This is a genomic window from Nocardiopsis exhalans, assembly GCF_024134545.1.
Classification (GTDB): Bacteria; Actinomycetota; Actinomycetes; order Streptosporangiales; family Streptosporangiaceae; genus Nocardiopsis; species Nocardiopsis exhalans.
On the sequence record NZ_CP099837.1, the window covers coordinates 559,597 to 574,722 of the forward strand.

Here is a 15,126-nt window from a genome sequence, read left to right on the forward strand (position 1 = left end):
CTTCGGGTTGATACGTCACCTGGACACGCGGCACTGACGAGGTGAAAGGAAGGGGAGCGGGGTGTTCGACAAACGGGGCGGGGCGGCCGGGGATCGAGTCGCCTTGATCCTGGCATCCTAGGATTGTTCGCACCGGCTTTTCAACACGTGCCGGTTCCTGCCCGAATTCTTTTCCGGAACCGTGTTGGGTTTTTCTTTTTTGTCCGGGGCTGGGCGGTGTCCCGAGGGCCCCGGATTGTCAGTGGTGCTCCCTAGTGTTGCCTGTGTGAGCGATCGATGGAGTACCGACGAAGTCTGGGCTCTGGCTCCGGACCCCTCATCACACAAGGCCGCTCTCAAGGTGGCCAAGGCCGGATCGTGGCCCGAGTGCGGCGTCATCGCCGCCGAGGGCGGCGCCGCCTCGGCCGTCTGGGGTGAGTGCAAGGGGAGCGGAGCCAAGCCCTACCTGGCCGCAGCGCACCTGGACGGGGACAAGGGCCCCGCCTACAAGTGCAGCTGCCCCAGCCGCAAGATCCCCTGCAAACACGTCCTCGCCCTGCTCGCGCTGTGGAGCCAGGGCACGGTGGCCGACCGCGAGGACCGGCCCGAGTGGGTCGCCACGTGGCTCGCGGGACGTGTGGCCCGCCAGGAGCGCGCGAGCGGCGCCGCGGCCCCCGCACCGGTCGACCCCGAGAAGGCGGCAGCCACCCTGCGCGCCCGGGAACGGTCGGTCACCGCCGGGCTGGAGGAGCTCCGGCTGTGGCTGCACGACCAGGTCGACGGCGGCCTCGCCGAGGTTCCCAAACTCGGCTACGACCACTGGGACCGGATGGCCAAACGCCTGGTGGACGCCAAAGCGGGCGGCGCGGCCTCGCTGGTCACCCAGCTGCCCCAAACCGGCGGCCGGGGCGGCGGGGAGAACGGGGACCGCTGGCCGGACCGCCTCCTGGAACGCCTGGGCATGCTGCACCTGCTGGTCGACGGCTACCTGGCGGTCGCGGCCGCCGAGTCCGACCCGGGTCCTGCCGATGCTCAGGACGCCACTGGTTCCTCCGGCGACACTCTCGCACGGACCAGACTCCGCTCCCGGGCCGTGCTGCGCGCCCGGGTGGGGATCAGTACCCGCACCGAGGAGGTCCTGGCCGAAGGGGAGCGGGTCCGGGACACCTGGCGGGTCCTCGGCCACCGGGACAGCCTCACCCCCGACGGCATGCGCAGCCGTCGCCAATGGCTGCGCGGGTCGGCCACCGGCAGGTACGCCCTCTCCCTGACCTTCGCCCGCCCCACCCAGACCCCGGACTCCCCCTTCCGCACCGGCACCGAGGCCGACGGTGAACTCGCCTTCCACCCGGACGGCCGCCGCGCGGTCCGCACCGGCTCGATGACCGAACGCCCCGCCCCGCCGCCGCCCGGCGGCACCGTCGACCAGGCCCTGGACTCCTACGCCGAGGCTCTGGCCGAGGACCCCTGGTTGGAGGCCTGGCCGGTGGTTCTGGAGAACGCGGTCCCCGCCCGCTCCGACGGCTGGCACCTGGCCGACCCCACCGGGGCCTCCCTGCCCATGGACAGCGCGGAGCTGTGGCGGCTCCTCGCGGTCACCGGCGGCCGCCCCGCCACCGTCGCCGCCGAGTGGTCACCCGCCACCGGCCTGACCCCCATGACCGTGTGGGACGCCGACGGAAAGGCAGTGACCCTGTGAACCACCCCCAGCCCCCGGAGAGCGCCCTCTCCGAGAACACCTCCCCCGAGCCCGAGACCGCCGAAAGCACGTTCCCCGAGAGCACGTCCGCCGAGCCCCAGCCCTCATCGCCCCCGTCCCCCTCCTGGGACCGCCTGGTCTCCACCGCGCTGGTCGGTACCTCCCGCCGACCCGTGCCCGCCCTTCCCGACCTGCCCCGCAGTACCCGCGAGGGCGCCGCCGCCCTGCTGGACCTGGTCGCCCTCGACACCGTCCGCACCCGCGCCGGGTACACCGCGCACACCGCCGAACCGGTCACCCCCGACGCCCCCGACCACCGTCCCGAGGTCAGCGCCGCCGCCACCCACCGGCTGGACGTCATCCTCGCGGACCGCCCCGAACTCCTGCCCGAATGGCTGTACCTGGCGTTCCGGTGCGGCCGCCGGGCCAGCCACACCCACCTCCCCGACCTGCTCGAACGCGCCGCCCGGGACAGCGGGCTGCGAACCCTCGTCGCCACCGCCGTCGGTGGCCGGGGCACCTGGCTCGCCTCGTTCAACGGCGCGTGGTCCTTCGTCGCCCGCGAACCCCTGGCCACCGACGTGTACACCGACGCCGCCTGGCACGGCGGAACCCCCGCCGAGCGCCGCCGGTCCCTGTTCGCGCTGCGCGCCGTGGACCCCGCGGCCGCCCGCGACCTGCTCGCCGCCGCCTGGCCGCGGGAGACCAGGGGGGAGGAGCGGCGCGGCCTCCTGGAGGCCCTGGTGGTCAACCTCGGCCCCGAGGACGAGGCGGTGCTCGCCCCCGCCCTGGACGACCGCAACGCGACCGTGCGCGGCCGAGCCCTGACCCTGCTCACCCACCTGCCCGACAGCGCCCACGCCCACCGGCTCCGCGACCACCTGCGCCACCACCTTCGGATCGACCGCGCCTCACCGCGGCCGGTGGACGTCGCCGACCTGGACACCGGCCGGGCCGACCTGCTGCGCGACCTCGCCCTCACCGCGCCCCGGAAGGCCAACCCCACCCACGACGAACGCTGGGTCCTCAGCCGCACGCTCGTCACCCAGGCCCCGCTGGACGTGTGGACCGAGGTGCTCGGCACCGACCCGGCCGGAGTGCTGGCCCTGGCCGCCGACCACCCCGAGCTGCGTTCGGCACTCATCGAGGCCGCCTGCCTGCGCGAGGACGCCGACTGGTCCAGGGCCGTGCTCGACGACCCCGAAACCGGACTGCCCCGGATGGTCGCCGTGGGCGCCCACGACCCCCTCGGGCAGCGGATCGCCCCGCTGCTCGCCGCCCTGCCCGAGGCCGAACAGTGCGCGCGGGCCCTCGCCGTAGCCGAGCGGGCCCACCGGCACGACTTCCTGGGCGAAACCCTCCGCGCCGTCTGCGCCCCGTGGACCCGCGAACTGTCGGAGGCCGCCGTCAGACTTCTCGTTGAAGGCGGTTCCGGCGACCCCGCCGACAGCCGACCCGGTTCCCGGCACAGCGACCGGGACCGGGGCCGAGGGGTACTCCGCTGGGCCATCGCCGAGCGCATGCCGCCGCAGCACCTCGACCTCCTCCCGGAACGCCCGCCCCACGAGGAGGAGGCCCACCCCCACGCCCTCCTCCGAGACACCCTCCGATTCCGCCTCGACATGCACAGGGAGCTCAGTTGACCACCACCGCCGCCACCAGCACGCAGGCAGCGACCGCTCTGCGACCCCACGCCGAGCAGACCTACGCCGCCGAGCTCGAGGCGCTGGCCAGGGCCGACGACCGCCAGCGTCCCCCGGGCTGGCACCTGTCCCCCTGGGCGGTCACCCAGTACCTGCTGGGCACCACCCTCGACGACGGCACCGAGATCACCCCCAAGTACATCGGCTCGCGCCGGGTGGTGGAGGTGGCCGTGGCCACCCTGGCCACCGACCGCGCCCTCCTGCTCATCGGGGTCCCCGGCACCGCCAAGACCTGGCTGTCCGAGCACCTCGCGGCGGCGGTCTCCGGCGATTCCACCCTGCTGGTCCAGGGCACCGCCGGGACCTCCGAGGAAGCCGTCCGGTACGGCTGGAACTACGCCCGCCTGCTCGCCGAGGGCCCCTCCGAGGCCGCGATGGTGCCCAGCCCGGTGATGACCGCCATGGCGCGCGGCTCCATCGGCCGCATCGAGGAGCTCACCCGCATGCCCTCCGACGTGCAGGACGGTCTCATCACCGTGCTGTCGGAGAAGGCCCTGCCGGTCGCCGAACTCGGCATCGAGGTGCAGGCCCAGCGCGGGTTCAACATCATCGCGACCGCCAACGACCGCGACCGCGGCGTCAACGACCTCTCCAGCGCGCTGCGCCGCCGCTTCAACACCGTGGTGCTTCCGGTCCCGGACAGCGCCGAGGACGAGGTCCGCATCGTCACCCAGAGGGTGGAGCAGCTCGGCCGCTCCCTGGAACTGCCCGAGGTGCCCACCAGCCTCACCGAGATCCAGCGGGTGGTGACCGTCTTCCGCGAGCTGCGCTCCGGCGTCACCGAGGACAACACCACCAAGGTCAAGTCGCCCAGCGGCACCCTGAGCACCGCCGAGGCGATCTCGGTGATCACCAGCGGGATCGCGCTGGCCGCCCACTTCGGCGACGGCCAACTGCGCCCGGCCGACGTCGCCGCGGGGATCCAGGGCGCCGTCGTCCAGGACCGCGTCTCCGACGGGGTCGTGTGGCGCGAGTACCTGGAGACCGTCGCCCGCGAGCGCGACGGCTGGGGCGACTTCTACCGGGCCTGCCGCGAGGTGGGCGCCTGATGGGACGACCCCGACTGGACACCGACAAGGTGAGTGTCCTCGGTGTCCGCCACCACGGCCCGGGTTCGGCCCGGGCCGTGGCGGCCGCCCTGGACGAGATCAAGCCGGACATCGTGCTGATCGAGGGGCCGCCCGAGGCCGACGCGATCACCTCCCTGGTGGGCGGTCTGGAACCGCCGGTGGCGCTGCTGGTCCACCTGGCCGACACCCCCAGGGCCGGGACGGCGCGGTCGAAGGAGGGGTGGGGGTTCTGGCCGTTCGCGTCCTTCTCCCCGGAGTGGGCCGCCCTGGTCCACGCGCACGGACGCGGGGTTCCGGTGCGCTTCTGCGACCTGCCCGCCTCGCACTCGCTCGCGGAGCGGATCGAGCGCGCGGAGACCGCTGAGCACGGGTCGAAGGAGCAGGTAAAGGAGACCGAGACGGTCGAGCCGGGTGCGGCAGAGCCACCCAGGGTCCGGACCGACCCGCTCGGGGTGCTCGCCGAGGCCGCCGGGTACGACGACGCCGAACGCTGGTGGGACGACGTCGTGGAGCAGCGCGGCGACGGTGAACCCTCGCCGTTCCCGGCGATCGCCGACGCCATGGCCGCCGTCCGCGCCGAGTCCGGACCCGAGACCGGGCGGGACGCGCGCCGCGAGGCGTACATGCGCAAGACCCTGCGCGCCGTGCTCAAGGAAGGGTACGAACGCGTCGCGGTGGTGTGCGGGGCCTGGCACGCGCCCGCGCTGCGCGACCTCTCCGACTACCCGGTCTCCGCGGACAACGCCCTGCTCAAGGGGCTGCCCAAGGTGAAGACCACCGCCACCTGGGTGCCGTGGACGCACGGTCGGCTCGCCACCGCCAGCGGCTACGGCGCCGGGGTGACCTCGCCCGGCTGGTACCACCACCTGTTCACCGCGCCCGACCTGCCGATCCACCGCTGGCTCACCGAGGCCGCCCGGATCCTGCGCGAGGAGGGCCAGCCGGTCTCCTCCTCGCACGTGATCGAGGGGGTCCGGCTCACCGAGAGCCTCGCCGTGCTGCGCGGGCGGCCGCTGGCCGGGATCGACGAGGTCTCCGAAGCGGTCACCGCCGTGCTCTGCGAGGGCGAGCAGACCCGGGCGGCCCTGGTGCACGGGCGGATGGTGATCGGCGAACGCCTCGGCTCGGTGCCCCCGGACACCCCCATGGTGCCGTTGCAGCGCGACCTCATGGCCGCGCGGAAACGGCTCCGCCTCAAACCCGAGGCCTTCGACCGCGATCTCGACCTGGACCTGCGCAAGGACAGCCAGCGCGAACGCAGCGTGTTGCTGCACCGGCTGCGGATGCTCGGCGTCGAATGGGGCGTGCCGCGCTCCACCAGCCGCACCGGGAGCGGCTCCCGGGGCACCTTCCGCGAGTCCTGGCGGCTGCGCTGGGAGCCCGACATGGACGTGGCCCTGATCGAGGCCGCTCCGTGGGGGACCACCGTTGCCTCGGCCGCCACCGCCCGGGTGGTGGAGATCGCCGCCGCCGCCGAACTGCCCACCCTGACGGCGCTCACCGAGCAGTGCCTGTTCGCCGACCTCGGCGAGGCGCTCCCGGCCGTGCTCGCCCTGCTCACCGACCGGGCCGCGACCGACAGCGACATCACCCACCTGATGGCGGCGCTGCCGCCGCTGGCCCGCTCGGCCCGGTACGGGGACGTGCGCGGTACGGACAGCGCCCACCTGCGCGCGGTCGCCCGGCAGATCCTGGCCCGGGTGTGCGTGGGCCTGGCCCCGGCGGTGCGCGGGCTGGACGACGACGCGGCGGCCAGGTTCGTGCAGGCCATCGACCAGACGCACAGCGCCGCGGCGCTGCTGGACGAGGACGCCCGGGGCTGGACCGAGGCCCTGGAGTCCCTGGCCGAACGCGACAACGTGCCGGGCCGGATCGCGGGACGGGTGAACCGCGTCCTCGTCGACGCGGGCCGGATCACCCCGGAGGAGCTGCGCCGCAGACTGGGCCTGGCGATGTCCCCGGGCACCGAACCCACTCGCGCTGCCGCCTGGCTGGAGGGTTTCCTGCAGGGCAGCGGGCTGATCCTGGTGCATGACGAGCGGCTGCTCGGCCTCATCGACACCTGGCTGCTCGGCCTGTCCGAGGAGCGGTTCACCGCCGTGCTGCCGCTGCTCCGCCGGACCTTCGGGGCCTTCGGCGGTCCCGAACGGCAGGAGATCGGTACCGCCGTGACCAGGGTCGACGGCGGTCAGGCCGCGGTCACCCGGCCCCGGCGCCCCATCGACCACCGCCGCGCGGCCCCGGCCGTCGCCGCGGTGAGGGCACTACTGGAAAGGAGCGGTGCGTGAGCACGGAAGCAGTCGAGGCCGGGGCAGAGGCCGCCGAGGGCACCGGGGCCACCGAGCGGGCCCGCCGCTGGCGTCTCGTCCTCGGCGCGGAGTCCCGGTGCGCGAACCTGACCGGCACCGACCAGGCCATGGACTCAGCGCTGTCCGCCCTCTACAACCGGGGCGACCAGGCGGTCTCCGGCGGTGACCGCGGGGCCGACCTCAGCGGTTCGGCGCCCCGTGTCTCCCGCTGGCTGGGGGACATCCGGGAGTACTTTCCGTCCTCCGTCGTCCAGGTGATGCAGTCCGACGCCATGGACCGGCTGGGCCTGCACCAGCTCCTCCTGGAGCCGGAGATGATGGAGGCCGTCGAGCCCGACGTGCACCTGGTCGGGACGCTGCTCTCCCTCAACCGGGTGATGCCCGCCGAGGCCAGGGAGAGCGCTCGCACCATCGTGCGCAAGGTCGTGGACGACCTGGAGAAGCGCGTCGCCCAGAAGACCCGGTCGGTGGTCCGCGGAGCCATCGACCGCTCCGCCCGCACCCACCGCCCCCGCCGGGTCGCGGACATCGACTGGAACGCCACCATCCGCCGCAACCTGGCGCACTACCTGCCCGAACACAACACGGTCATCCCGCAGACCCTCGTGGGTTACGGCCGCCGCAGCCAGGGGGTGCAAAAAGACGTCGTCCTGGCCATCGACCAGAGCGGCTCGATGGCCTCCTCCGTCGTCTACGCCAGCGTCTTCGGCGCGGTGCTCGCCTCGATGAGCACCCTGAAGACCTCCCTGGTGGTCTTCGACACCGCTGTCGTCGACCTCACCGACCAGCTGACCGACCCGGTCGAGGTCCTCTTCGGCACCCAGCTGGGCGGCGGCACCAACATCAACAAGGCTCTTCGCTACAGCCAGACCCTCATCGACCGCCCGCAGGACTCGATCTTCGTGCTGATCAGCGACCTCTACGAGGGCGGAGTGCGTGCGGAGATGCTCAAGCGGGTGGCAGCCATGAAGTCCGCCGGGGTCCAGGTGGTGGTCCTCCTGGCACTCTCCGACGAGGGCGCGCCCTTCTACGACCGTCAGAACGCCTCGGCCCTCGCCGAACTGGGAGTCCCGGCCTTCGCCTGTACCCCGGACGCCTTCCCGGAGCTCATGGCGGCGGCGATCCAGGGCCAGCCCCTGGACGCCTGGGTCGACAAGCACCTCGACGAGTGAACCCACCCGGGCGGGACCGAACCCCCTGCGGCCCCGCCCGGGTTCGCGAGTTCAGAGGACTCAGTCCAGGCAGAACTCGTTGCCCTCGACGTCCTGCATCACGATGCACGACTCGTTGATGCCGTCGGCCTCCATCACCCGCACACAGGTCGCCCCGAGCGCCTCCAGCCGTGCGCGCTCGGCCTGGAGCGTGGCGAGGCGCGCTTCTCCGACGAGCCCGCTTCCGGCACGCACGTCCAGGTGCAGCCGGTTCTTGGCGGTCTTGCCCTCGGGAACCCGCTGGAAATAGAACCGCGGCCGCTTGCCCGAGGGGTCCTCGCAGGCGAACGCCGAGTTCCGCTGCTCGGGCGGCAGTGTCTGGCCGAACTCGTCCCAGCTGGCGAACCCCTCCGGCGGCGGAGGCACGACGTACCCCAACACCTCACACCAGAACCGGGCGACCCGCTCCGGGTCAGCGCAGTCGAACGTGACCTGAACATCCACGTTTGCAGTCATCGGGTCATCGTAGCGGCGCGCTTTTCCCCGGCTCTACAACAAATCCGCCAGCTCTCTGACGAAGGTTCGCGGCCCCTCGCGGACAACGAAAGGCGACTGCGAAGGCCCCCGGCCTCCCCAGCTCGCAGCGGCCCGCCCGGACTTCCCACCACAGAGGTCTCGCGGCCGGATGCGGCCATGGACGCACACGGATGCAGCTGTCGGGCTCCCCGCGGTGTGTGCGGTCCCCCGTTTCCCGCCGCTCGATGGTGGCCGTCTCCGCTGCGCGCGTCGAGGTCGTCGCCGTCGCGGCTTCGCCGGATCATGAGGCGCCCCACCTCGACCCGCTTCGCTGCTACGGCGGTGGGCAGCCATCGGGAAACGGGGGAGGAATGGTCGGGGAGGCCAACGGGCCACTTCGGGCCCCGAAAGGGGCCCGACTGCTTCGGCCCTCTGTTTGAAGATGATCTTGCTACCAGGGGTGAGTTCGGCGCCGATTTCGCTCCTGGTAGCAAGATCATCGGGGATACAGGGGTTTCGGAAGCAGCGGACAGCCCCAGGCGCGGGTTTCGGGTGCCACGCCCCCACACCGAAAACCGGTCCCACACGCACGGCACGCGGCCTGGGGAGCGCCGGGCCCGGCCAGGGGCGCTCCCCGAGGTAAGACGTCCTTCCTTGGGGACCTCTCGTTCGGTCATCCGGTGCGCCGGGGGCCGGGGCAGGCGTCGTCGAGTTCCGTGACCGGTGTGAGGCTCACCGAGAAGCGGGGCACCTTGGTCAGGCCGTGTTCGCGGTCCCACAGCAGGTCGATGTCGTTCGCCCCCTCGAAGTACAGCACCGGGCGGTCGGTGGTCAGCGGCGCTCCGATGCGGTTGACCGGGTCTTCCGGGGGTTCGACGCACACAGCGGACGGGGTGACTCCCACGTGGCCGCGTGGTTCTCCGCCCTCCGAACGGTAGTGCGCGACGTGTTCGGCACCGACCTGGGCGCCCTGCTCCAAGGGCCCCTTCATGGTGGTGAGCAGCACGAACAGGGTGGCGAGCCCGTACAGACAGACCGCGAGTACCGTCATCAGACGGGGAAAGAACTCCGTCCCGCGACCGCCCAGGTGGAAGTACCGGAGGAGCCCGAACGCACCCAGGGAGACGAAGAGGACGGTCAGCGCCGGCAGGAAGCCGGCCAGTGCGAAGAGCCGTCCCGGGCCGTTGGTCACCACGTCCCCGGGCGAGATCCCGAACACCGCCAGATAGGCGTCCTGGTTGGAGGTGCTCAGGGCAACCGTCAGGGGCACACCCAGGGTGGTCAGTCCCAGGGGGAGCCACGTGTTGATCCGGCCCTCCGGGATGTGGCGCAGCATCTGCCACACCCCGAACCCGCTGGGGAGGGCGAGCAGGGGGGCGACGGCGACCAGGAACATGTTCCCCTCGGATCGCCATGTGACGGTGTAGAGGCCGAGGATCGCTGATCCGCCCACGACGCAGACCAGTAACGAGGCGGCGAGCAGGAAACGCCAGTCGTCCAGGGGGTCCTCCGGTACCGGATCCGTGCCGGGGTCCGTGGCACGTGGAGGGTCCGGCGGCCCGACCACCGTGAGCCTGTCCGGTGAACCGGCTTCCGGGTTGCGGTTCGCGAAGTCCGCCAGCCGTGATCTCGCCTCAGCGAGAGAGGCCGCCTGGATGGTTCCCCGGGACCGCCAGGCCATCAGCCCTCGGAGGGGGGCCGCGAGCCACCCCGGCGTGGTCATCCAGCCCCGGGGCATCACCATGTACCGGCGCGACGGTGACAGCTGTGGGCGCAGTCGGGCCGCGAAAACGATCCGAACACCCGCTCCAGCCCTGTTCAGGGTGTGGTGGAACTCCGCCAGGGCCGCCCCCGTCGAGCCGAGCGCGGCACCTGAGACCGGGACGCGCACGTCGTGCCGACCCTGACCGAGGCTCTGGACCTGCCAGGGCTGACCAGCCACCGCTCCGAGGAAGGCGGCCTCGCCCTGTGGCTCCACCTCCACCCCGATGCGCACCACGTGGTCGTAGTACCGGGGCAGCTCACCCTTCAACGGCTCGGGCGCGGGCGTCTCGGTAGCGGGCGCCACAGGTGGTCCGGAAGGCCGCGGATCCTTCCAGGGCCGCCAGACGCGTCTGAAGAAGCGCATACGAACCTTGTCTTTCGGGGGGTTTGGGGGAAGCCTACGGTGCCCGGGTGACAGCCCTCCCGGCCCTGTCCGGAAAACCCTTGGCCAGGCGATCCCGGTCGGGGCCAACCTGCGCCCATGCCGCTCGCGAAAGAGCTGGCCGCCCTTGAGGGCCTGCTCCGCGGAGGGGCAGTAGCCACTGAAGACGCCCTGGCCGCGGCCTGACCCACCTCATGGCCTGACCGCCGCATCGGTCGCCCCGCCGGTGCGGTCCTCCACGCTGCCCGGTGCCCTTCGAAACACACCGGGCGTACCCGTGAGAACTCCTCTGAGGGAAAGCACTCGACCTCTTGGAGCTTCTCCCCACCGAGCCGTCGGTCCGACCCGCAAGGTTGGCCGAAGATCACAAGATCTCTCGTTTCCCGTGCTTCTCCGGCGGAACCGGGTACCACCCGGGCATCATTGTGGGGATGATCGGAGGACGCATGACCGACTGGCCTCGGGGCAGCTTCATGTCCAGGCTCGGGCCGCGGACCGCGGAAGGGCTCCTCGCGCTCGCGCCGCCGCGGTACCTGCCCGCCAACCGGGTCCTCATCTCCCAGGGGGACGAGGAGGAGCAGGTCATGCTCCTGGGCCCGCCCGGGCGCGGCAAGCGGGCTGACCCCGCCTGCGTCAAGGTCACGTCCGTCCTGCGCAACGGCACCGAGGCGATGTTCGGTATCCGGCGTTGGGGCGACCTGGTCGGGGAGCTCAGCATGTTCCGGGGGACCAGGCCCTCCGCCACGGTCACCTCGTGTGCCCCGCTCACCGTCCGGGTCTACCCGCACCAGGTCTTCGACTCCTTTCTGGAGGAGCACCCCGACGCCTGGCGGGCGATGGTCGCCGTGATGGGTGAGCGCCAGGAACGCGCGGACCTCCAGCGGGCCGAGCTCGCGGGTTACGAGGTCGAGGCCCGGGTGGCCCGGATGCTGGTGGACATGGCCCAGCGTCACGGGGTACCCACCGAGGAGGGGGTCCACCTGGGGATCCGGCTCTCCCACACGGACCTGGGCAAACTCATCGGTGCCCGCACGGACGCCGTCGGCAACGCGATCCGCCGCTTCCGCTCCGAGGGCCTGCTGCTGTCCAGGTACCGGAGCGTGGTGATCGTGGACATGGAACGCCTGCACCGGGTCTACGAGGCCGCGTAGCCACCCCTGTTCGCACCCCCGGTGAACCGATAGTGATCCTTTTCGGGTCGAATTGCCGACTGGTCAGTGGTCCTCGGATCCCGAAAGCGACAGAATCCCACTCGGGCTTCGTGCCCACCCTCTCTCCGCACGGCTCGCGCCTCCTCCTCCGGTGCCCTCTCCGGTGCGGGAAGAGCGGTAGGGCTGCCGGAATGGTGAGGACGGCACCGTTCCGGCAGCCACCCCCCGTCTCCACACCGCCCCGGTGGCCGTCCCCCAGCCACCGGGGATCCCCTTCTTCGCAGACCCTCCTCCGCAGGTCGCCCCGCGCCCTGCCGGGCCGACCTCCTGGAATCGGAGCGCCCCTTCGGCGTACCCTGGCCCCCCGAGCCACCGAAGCGGAGAGCGGTCACCGTGCCAGCCACCCAGACCAGCCGGCGTCCCGCCACCCTCGACGCGATCGAGCACGACACCGAGGGAATCGGGTTCAGCATGTCCTGTGAGGAAGCGGTCGGGCAGCTCCTGCGCGCCCTCGCCGCGGCCAAACCCGGCGGCCGGATCCTCGAACTGGGCACCGGGACCGGTGCGGGCACCGCCTGGCTGCTGGCCGGAATGGACGGGCAGGCCCGCCTGGACACCCTCGACAACGACCCCGAATGCCTGGGCGTGGCCCGGCGCCACCACACGCCCGACCCGCGGGTGACGATCTTCGAGGCCGACGGCGGTGAGTGGCTCAGCGCCCGCGCCACCGACGACGGTCCCGGCTACGACCTGGTCTTCGCCGACACCCGGCCGGGCAAGTTCACCCACCTTGACGAGGCGCTCTCCCTGGTGGACCGCGGAGGTTTCTACGTGGTGGACGACCTCGCCCGCCAGCCTTCGGGTGCCGCCGCCCCCGAGGACCACTGTCTGGCGGTGGAGGCCCTCATCGAGAACCTGGAGTCCCGCACCGGCTGGGAACGCCTCCCGCTGCTCGGCTGGTCCTGCGGCGTTCTGGTCATGGTGCGCAAGTAGTCCCCCTGCCGTTCGCGTGGCCGCAACCGCGCGTCCGCTGCTCCTGACGCCCCGGCCGGGGAAGGGCGCGCCCGTCTTCCGGGCGGTGCCCGGGATTCGGCCTTTGCCCAGATGGGTAGGGGGTGCAATCCCACCTCAGCGGATCACCTACCTGTGTCAGGGAGGGAAGATGGAACCTCAGGGGTGTACGGACAGGATTTCCTTCGGAGAGGTGGCCAGCTGGCGGGTGCCGGGGTCACGCGGTCCGGTGGTCTGCGTCCACGGCGCGGGAGTGTCCACCAGACAGACGATGCCTCTGCTGAGGCAGTTGTCCGGCCGGGTCGAGGCGTGGGGGGTCGACCTCCCGGGCTACGGCAAAAGCACGTCGCCCGGTGGTTTCCTGGCGGTGCAGGAGCTGGCGGACGCCCTCCTGGAGTGGACACGAGCCCGAGAGATGGACCGGCCCTGCCTCCTCGGTGTCTCCATGGGAAGCCAGGTGGTGGCCGAGGCCGCGGCCCGGGCCCCCGACGACGTGGGATCGGTCGTCCTGGCCGCACCCACCACCGACCCCCGGGGCAGGGCCTGGCCACTGCTCGGAGCGCGTCTGATCTGGAACAACATGCTGGAGGGGGTCGACGTGCTGTCCTACAGCGTGCCCGATTACTGGGACGCCGGAACGAGCCGTGTACTCCGAAGCTGGGCGCAGAGCAGAGAGCACCGCATCGAACAGGTCCTGCCCGACGTGTCGCAGCCGGCCCTGGTGGTCTGGGGGACCCAGGACAAGGTCTGTTCCAAGGCCTGGGTGGAAGAGGCCACACGGCTGCTCCCCCGAGGTCGCCTGGTGGTCCTGCCGGGCCAGTACCACGCGCTCAGCTCCACCGGTCCCCGACAGCTCGCGGACGCGGTCCAGGATTTCGTCGGTGAGCGCGAGGAGGCGTCATGAAGCCACAGCGGGTTGTCGCCGGGTTCGATTCGGCGACCGCTATGTTGAATGCCCTTTCTTCCTACAACGCCGCTGAGAACTCGCCTACCGGAGGCGAGTCACCCAAGGCCGCAGCCAGGGCGCTGGCGATGGCGGCCGGGGTCGTCAACAAGATTCCCCGCCCCATGAAGGAGCGGCTCTACGCGGTTTCGGGCTGGTACGAGGCCATCCAGGCGCACAGTGTCAGTGACGTCGACTCCGATGAACTCGCCGAGTGGATCGTGCGCCACCATCCCAGGAAGCAGGCGGACGTCGCCTTCGTCGGTTCGGCGAACGGGGCGCTGGTGCACTTGGCTGCCGCGCTGGAGGCGCCCTGGATCCCCCAGACGCTGCTGATACCGGTCCGGCGCCACGGTGTCCCGCCGGAGGACGGGGAGAAGGACCTGTTGAAGATGCGCTCGACCGGCCAGGACCTGCTGCGCGCCAACCCGGACTGGCGGCTGCACCACATGCACGACCCCAACCAGGACAGGCTCATGGTCGCGGGCATGTGCTATTTCCGGGTCAAATGGCTCCGTCTGCCGAAGGCCTACCGCTCCTACCTCCGAAGGACCCTGGAGCCGGGCGGCACCCTCGTGGTGTCCGACTGCGCCATGCGCTGGCCCACGACCAGGGTCGAGGACCGGTACGTGTTCCAACACGGTGGGTTCGGCGGCGCCACCCTGGACGAGCTGCGCTACGGAAGTGAGCGTGTACGCGACTACCTGCGCGCATACGACTCCGACTACACGGCCTTCGTCGCCCCCGAACCCGACGGGGACAGCCCCGAAGCCGAATGGGGTTTCGCTGAGGAGCTCATGGACGACCTCCGCGAACTCGCCGAACAGCAGGGGTGGACACTGCTACGGCTGCGTCATGACGAACCGGAGTCGCTCAGCCCGCCGGTGGCCGACATGTACCGCGACTGGTACCGACGGCGCGGCCTGCCCTCGGACCGGCTGCTGGTGGAGTCCTTCATGCTCGTCGAACCGTACTGGGCCCTGCGCAGCGGGTCGGTGCCGTTCTGGACGGTGTTCAACAAGGAACCCTCCCTGCGGGCCCTGGAGGAGTACCTGGACCGCTCCCCGGCCTACGAGGAGATCCGTATGGGGTTGTTCTCCCACGGTGTGGAGTCGGTCGGGCTCGCCCGTGCCGACCAGTGGCAGGCCGTGTTGGACCGGGCCACCAAGGTGGGCACGTTCCTGGGAACGGATCCGTCGGCCTTTCCGCGCGACTTCGCGGTGCTCTTCCGTTTCCGCGAGGAACTGGCGAAGGTACGCGGCAGACAGCCGATGCCGGTACGGATGCCGTGGGCCGAGGCCGCCGAGGCGATGACGGGGGCGACCGGAGTCGAACTGATCGAGGAACGGATATAGACCGTGCTCCGCGGGGCGTTCCGGCCCCGCTCACGCCCTGTGCTGCCCTAGTGTCGACACCGCGCACACCCGTGCGCGACCACTGAACCGGGG

At 71.7% G+C, this 15,126-nt stretch carries 11 protein-coding genes; 9 read left to right on the forward strand and 2 right to left on the reverse strand.

The annotated features are described in order from the left end of the window. Positions 1-340: 340 nt before the first annotated feature. The 5 genes from NE857_RS02455 to NE857_RS02475 all read left to right on the forward strand — a co-directional run bounded on the left by NE857_RS02455 (position 341) and on the right by NE857_RS02475 (position 7,932). Complete coding sequence (locus NE857_RS02455) at positions 341-1,678, forward strand: SWIM zinc finger family protein (RefSeq protein WP_254421845.1); 1,338 nt, start codon at positions 341-343, stop codon at positions 1,676-1,678. Next, positions 1,675-3,321, forward strand: a complete 1,647-nt coding sequence (locus NE857_RS02460; protein WP_254419596.1) for a DUF5691 domain-containing protein — start codon at positions 1,675-1,677, stop codon at positions 3,319-3,321. The genes NE857_RS02455 and NE857_RS02460 overlap by 4 nt, the downstream gene beginning before the upstream one ends. Next, positions 3,318-4,430, forward strand: coding sequence for an ATP-binding protein (locus tag NE857_RS02465; RefSeq protein WP_254419597.1), 1,113 nt, complete (start codon positions 3,318-3,320; stop codon positions 4,428-4,430). The genes NE857_RS02460 and NE857_RS02465 overlap by 4 nt, the downstream gene beginning before the upstream one ends. Then, the gene (locus NE857_RS02470) at positions 4,430-6,739 is read left to right on the forward strand and encodes a DUF5682 family protein (RefSeq protein ID WP_254419598.1); all 2,310 of its coding nucleotides are present in this window, start codon (positions 4,430-4,432) and stop codon (positions 6,737-6,739) included. The genes NE857_RS02465 and NE857_RS02470 overlap by 1 nt, the downstream gene beginning before the upstream one ends. A gap of 128 nt (positions 6,740-6,867) precedes the next feature. Continuing rightward, positions 6,868-7,932, forward strand: coding sequence for a VWA domain-containing protein (locus NE857_RS02475; protein WP_254421846.1), 1,065 nt, complete (start codon positions 6,868-6,870; stop codon positions 7,930-7,932). 60 nt (positions 7,933-7,992) lie between these two features. On the opposite strand, the gene NE857_RS02480 is transcribed toward NE857_RS02475, so the two are convergent. Both NE857_RS02480 and NE857_RS02485 read right to left on the reverse strand, forming a co-directional pair. Beyond that, positions 7,993-8,427, reverse strand: coding sequence for a VOC family protein (locus tag NE857_RS02480; RefSeq protein ID WP_254419599.1), 435 nt, complete (start codon positions 8,425-8,427; stop codon positions 7,993-7,995). Between the two features lie 673 nt (positions 8,428-9,100). Beyond that, positions 9,101-10,495 carry a hypothetical protein gene (locus tag NE857_RS02485; protein ID WP_254419600.1) on the reverse strand — a complete coding sequence of 465 codons (1,395 nt, stop codon included), beginning with the start codon at positions 10,493-10,495 and terminating at the stop codon, positions 9,101-9,103. Between the two features lie 524 nt (positions 10,496-11,019). On the opposite strand from NE857_RS02485, the gene NE857_RS02490 reads away from it, so the two are divergent. From NE857_RS02490 to NE857_RS02505, 4 genes are all read left to right on the forward strand, one after another. Next, entirely contained in the window at positions 11,020-11,724 is a 705-nt protein-coding gene (locus NE857_RS02490) for a Crp/Fnr family transcriptional regulator (RefSeq protein WP_254419601.1), read from the forward strand. 393 nt (positions 11,725-12,117) lie between these two features. Beyond that, positions 12,118-12,717, forward strand: coding sequence for an O-methyltransferase (locus NE857_RS02495; RefSeq protein WP_254419602.1), 600 nt, complete (start codon positions 12,118-12,120; stop codon positions 12,715-12,717). A 289-nt stretch (positions 12,718-13,006) separates the two neighbouring features. Beyond that, on the forward strand, positions 13,007-13,639 hold the full coding sequence (locus NE857_RS02500; protein ID WP_254419603.1) for an alpha/beta fold hydrolase: 633 nt from the start codon (positions 13,007-13,009) through the stop codon (positions 13,637-13,639). Next, on the forward strand, positions 13,636-15,033 hold the full coding sequence (locus NE857_RS02505; RefSeq protein ID WP_254419604.1) for a hypothetical protein: 1,398 nt from the start codon (positions 13,636-13,638) through the stop codon (positions 15,031-15,033). The genes NE857_RS02500 and NE857_RS02505 overlap by 4 nt, the downstream gene beginning before the upstream one ends. Positions 15,034-15,126 lie beyond the last annotated feature (93 nt).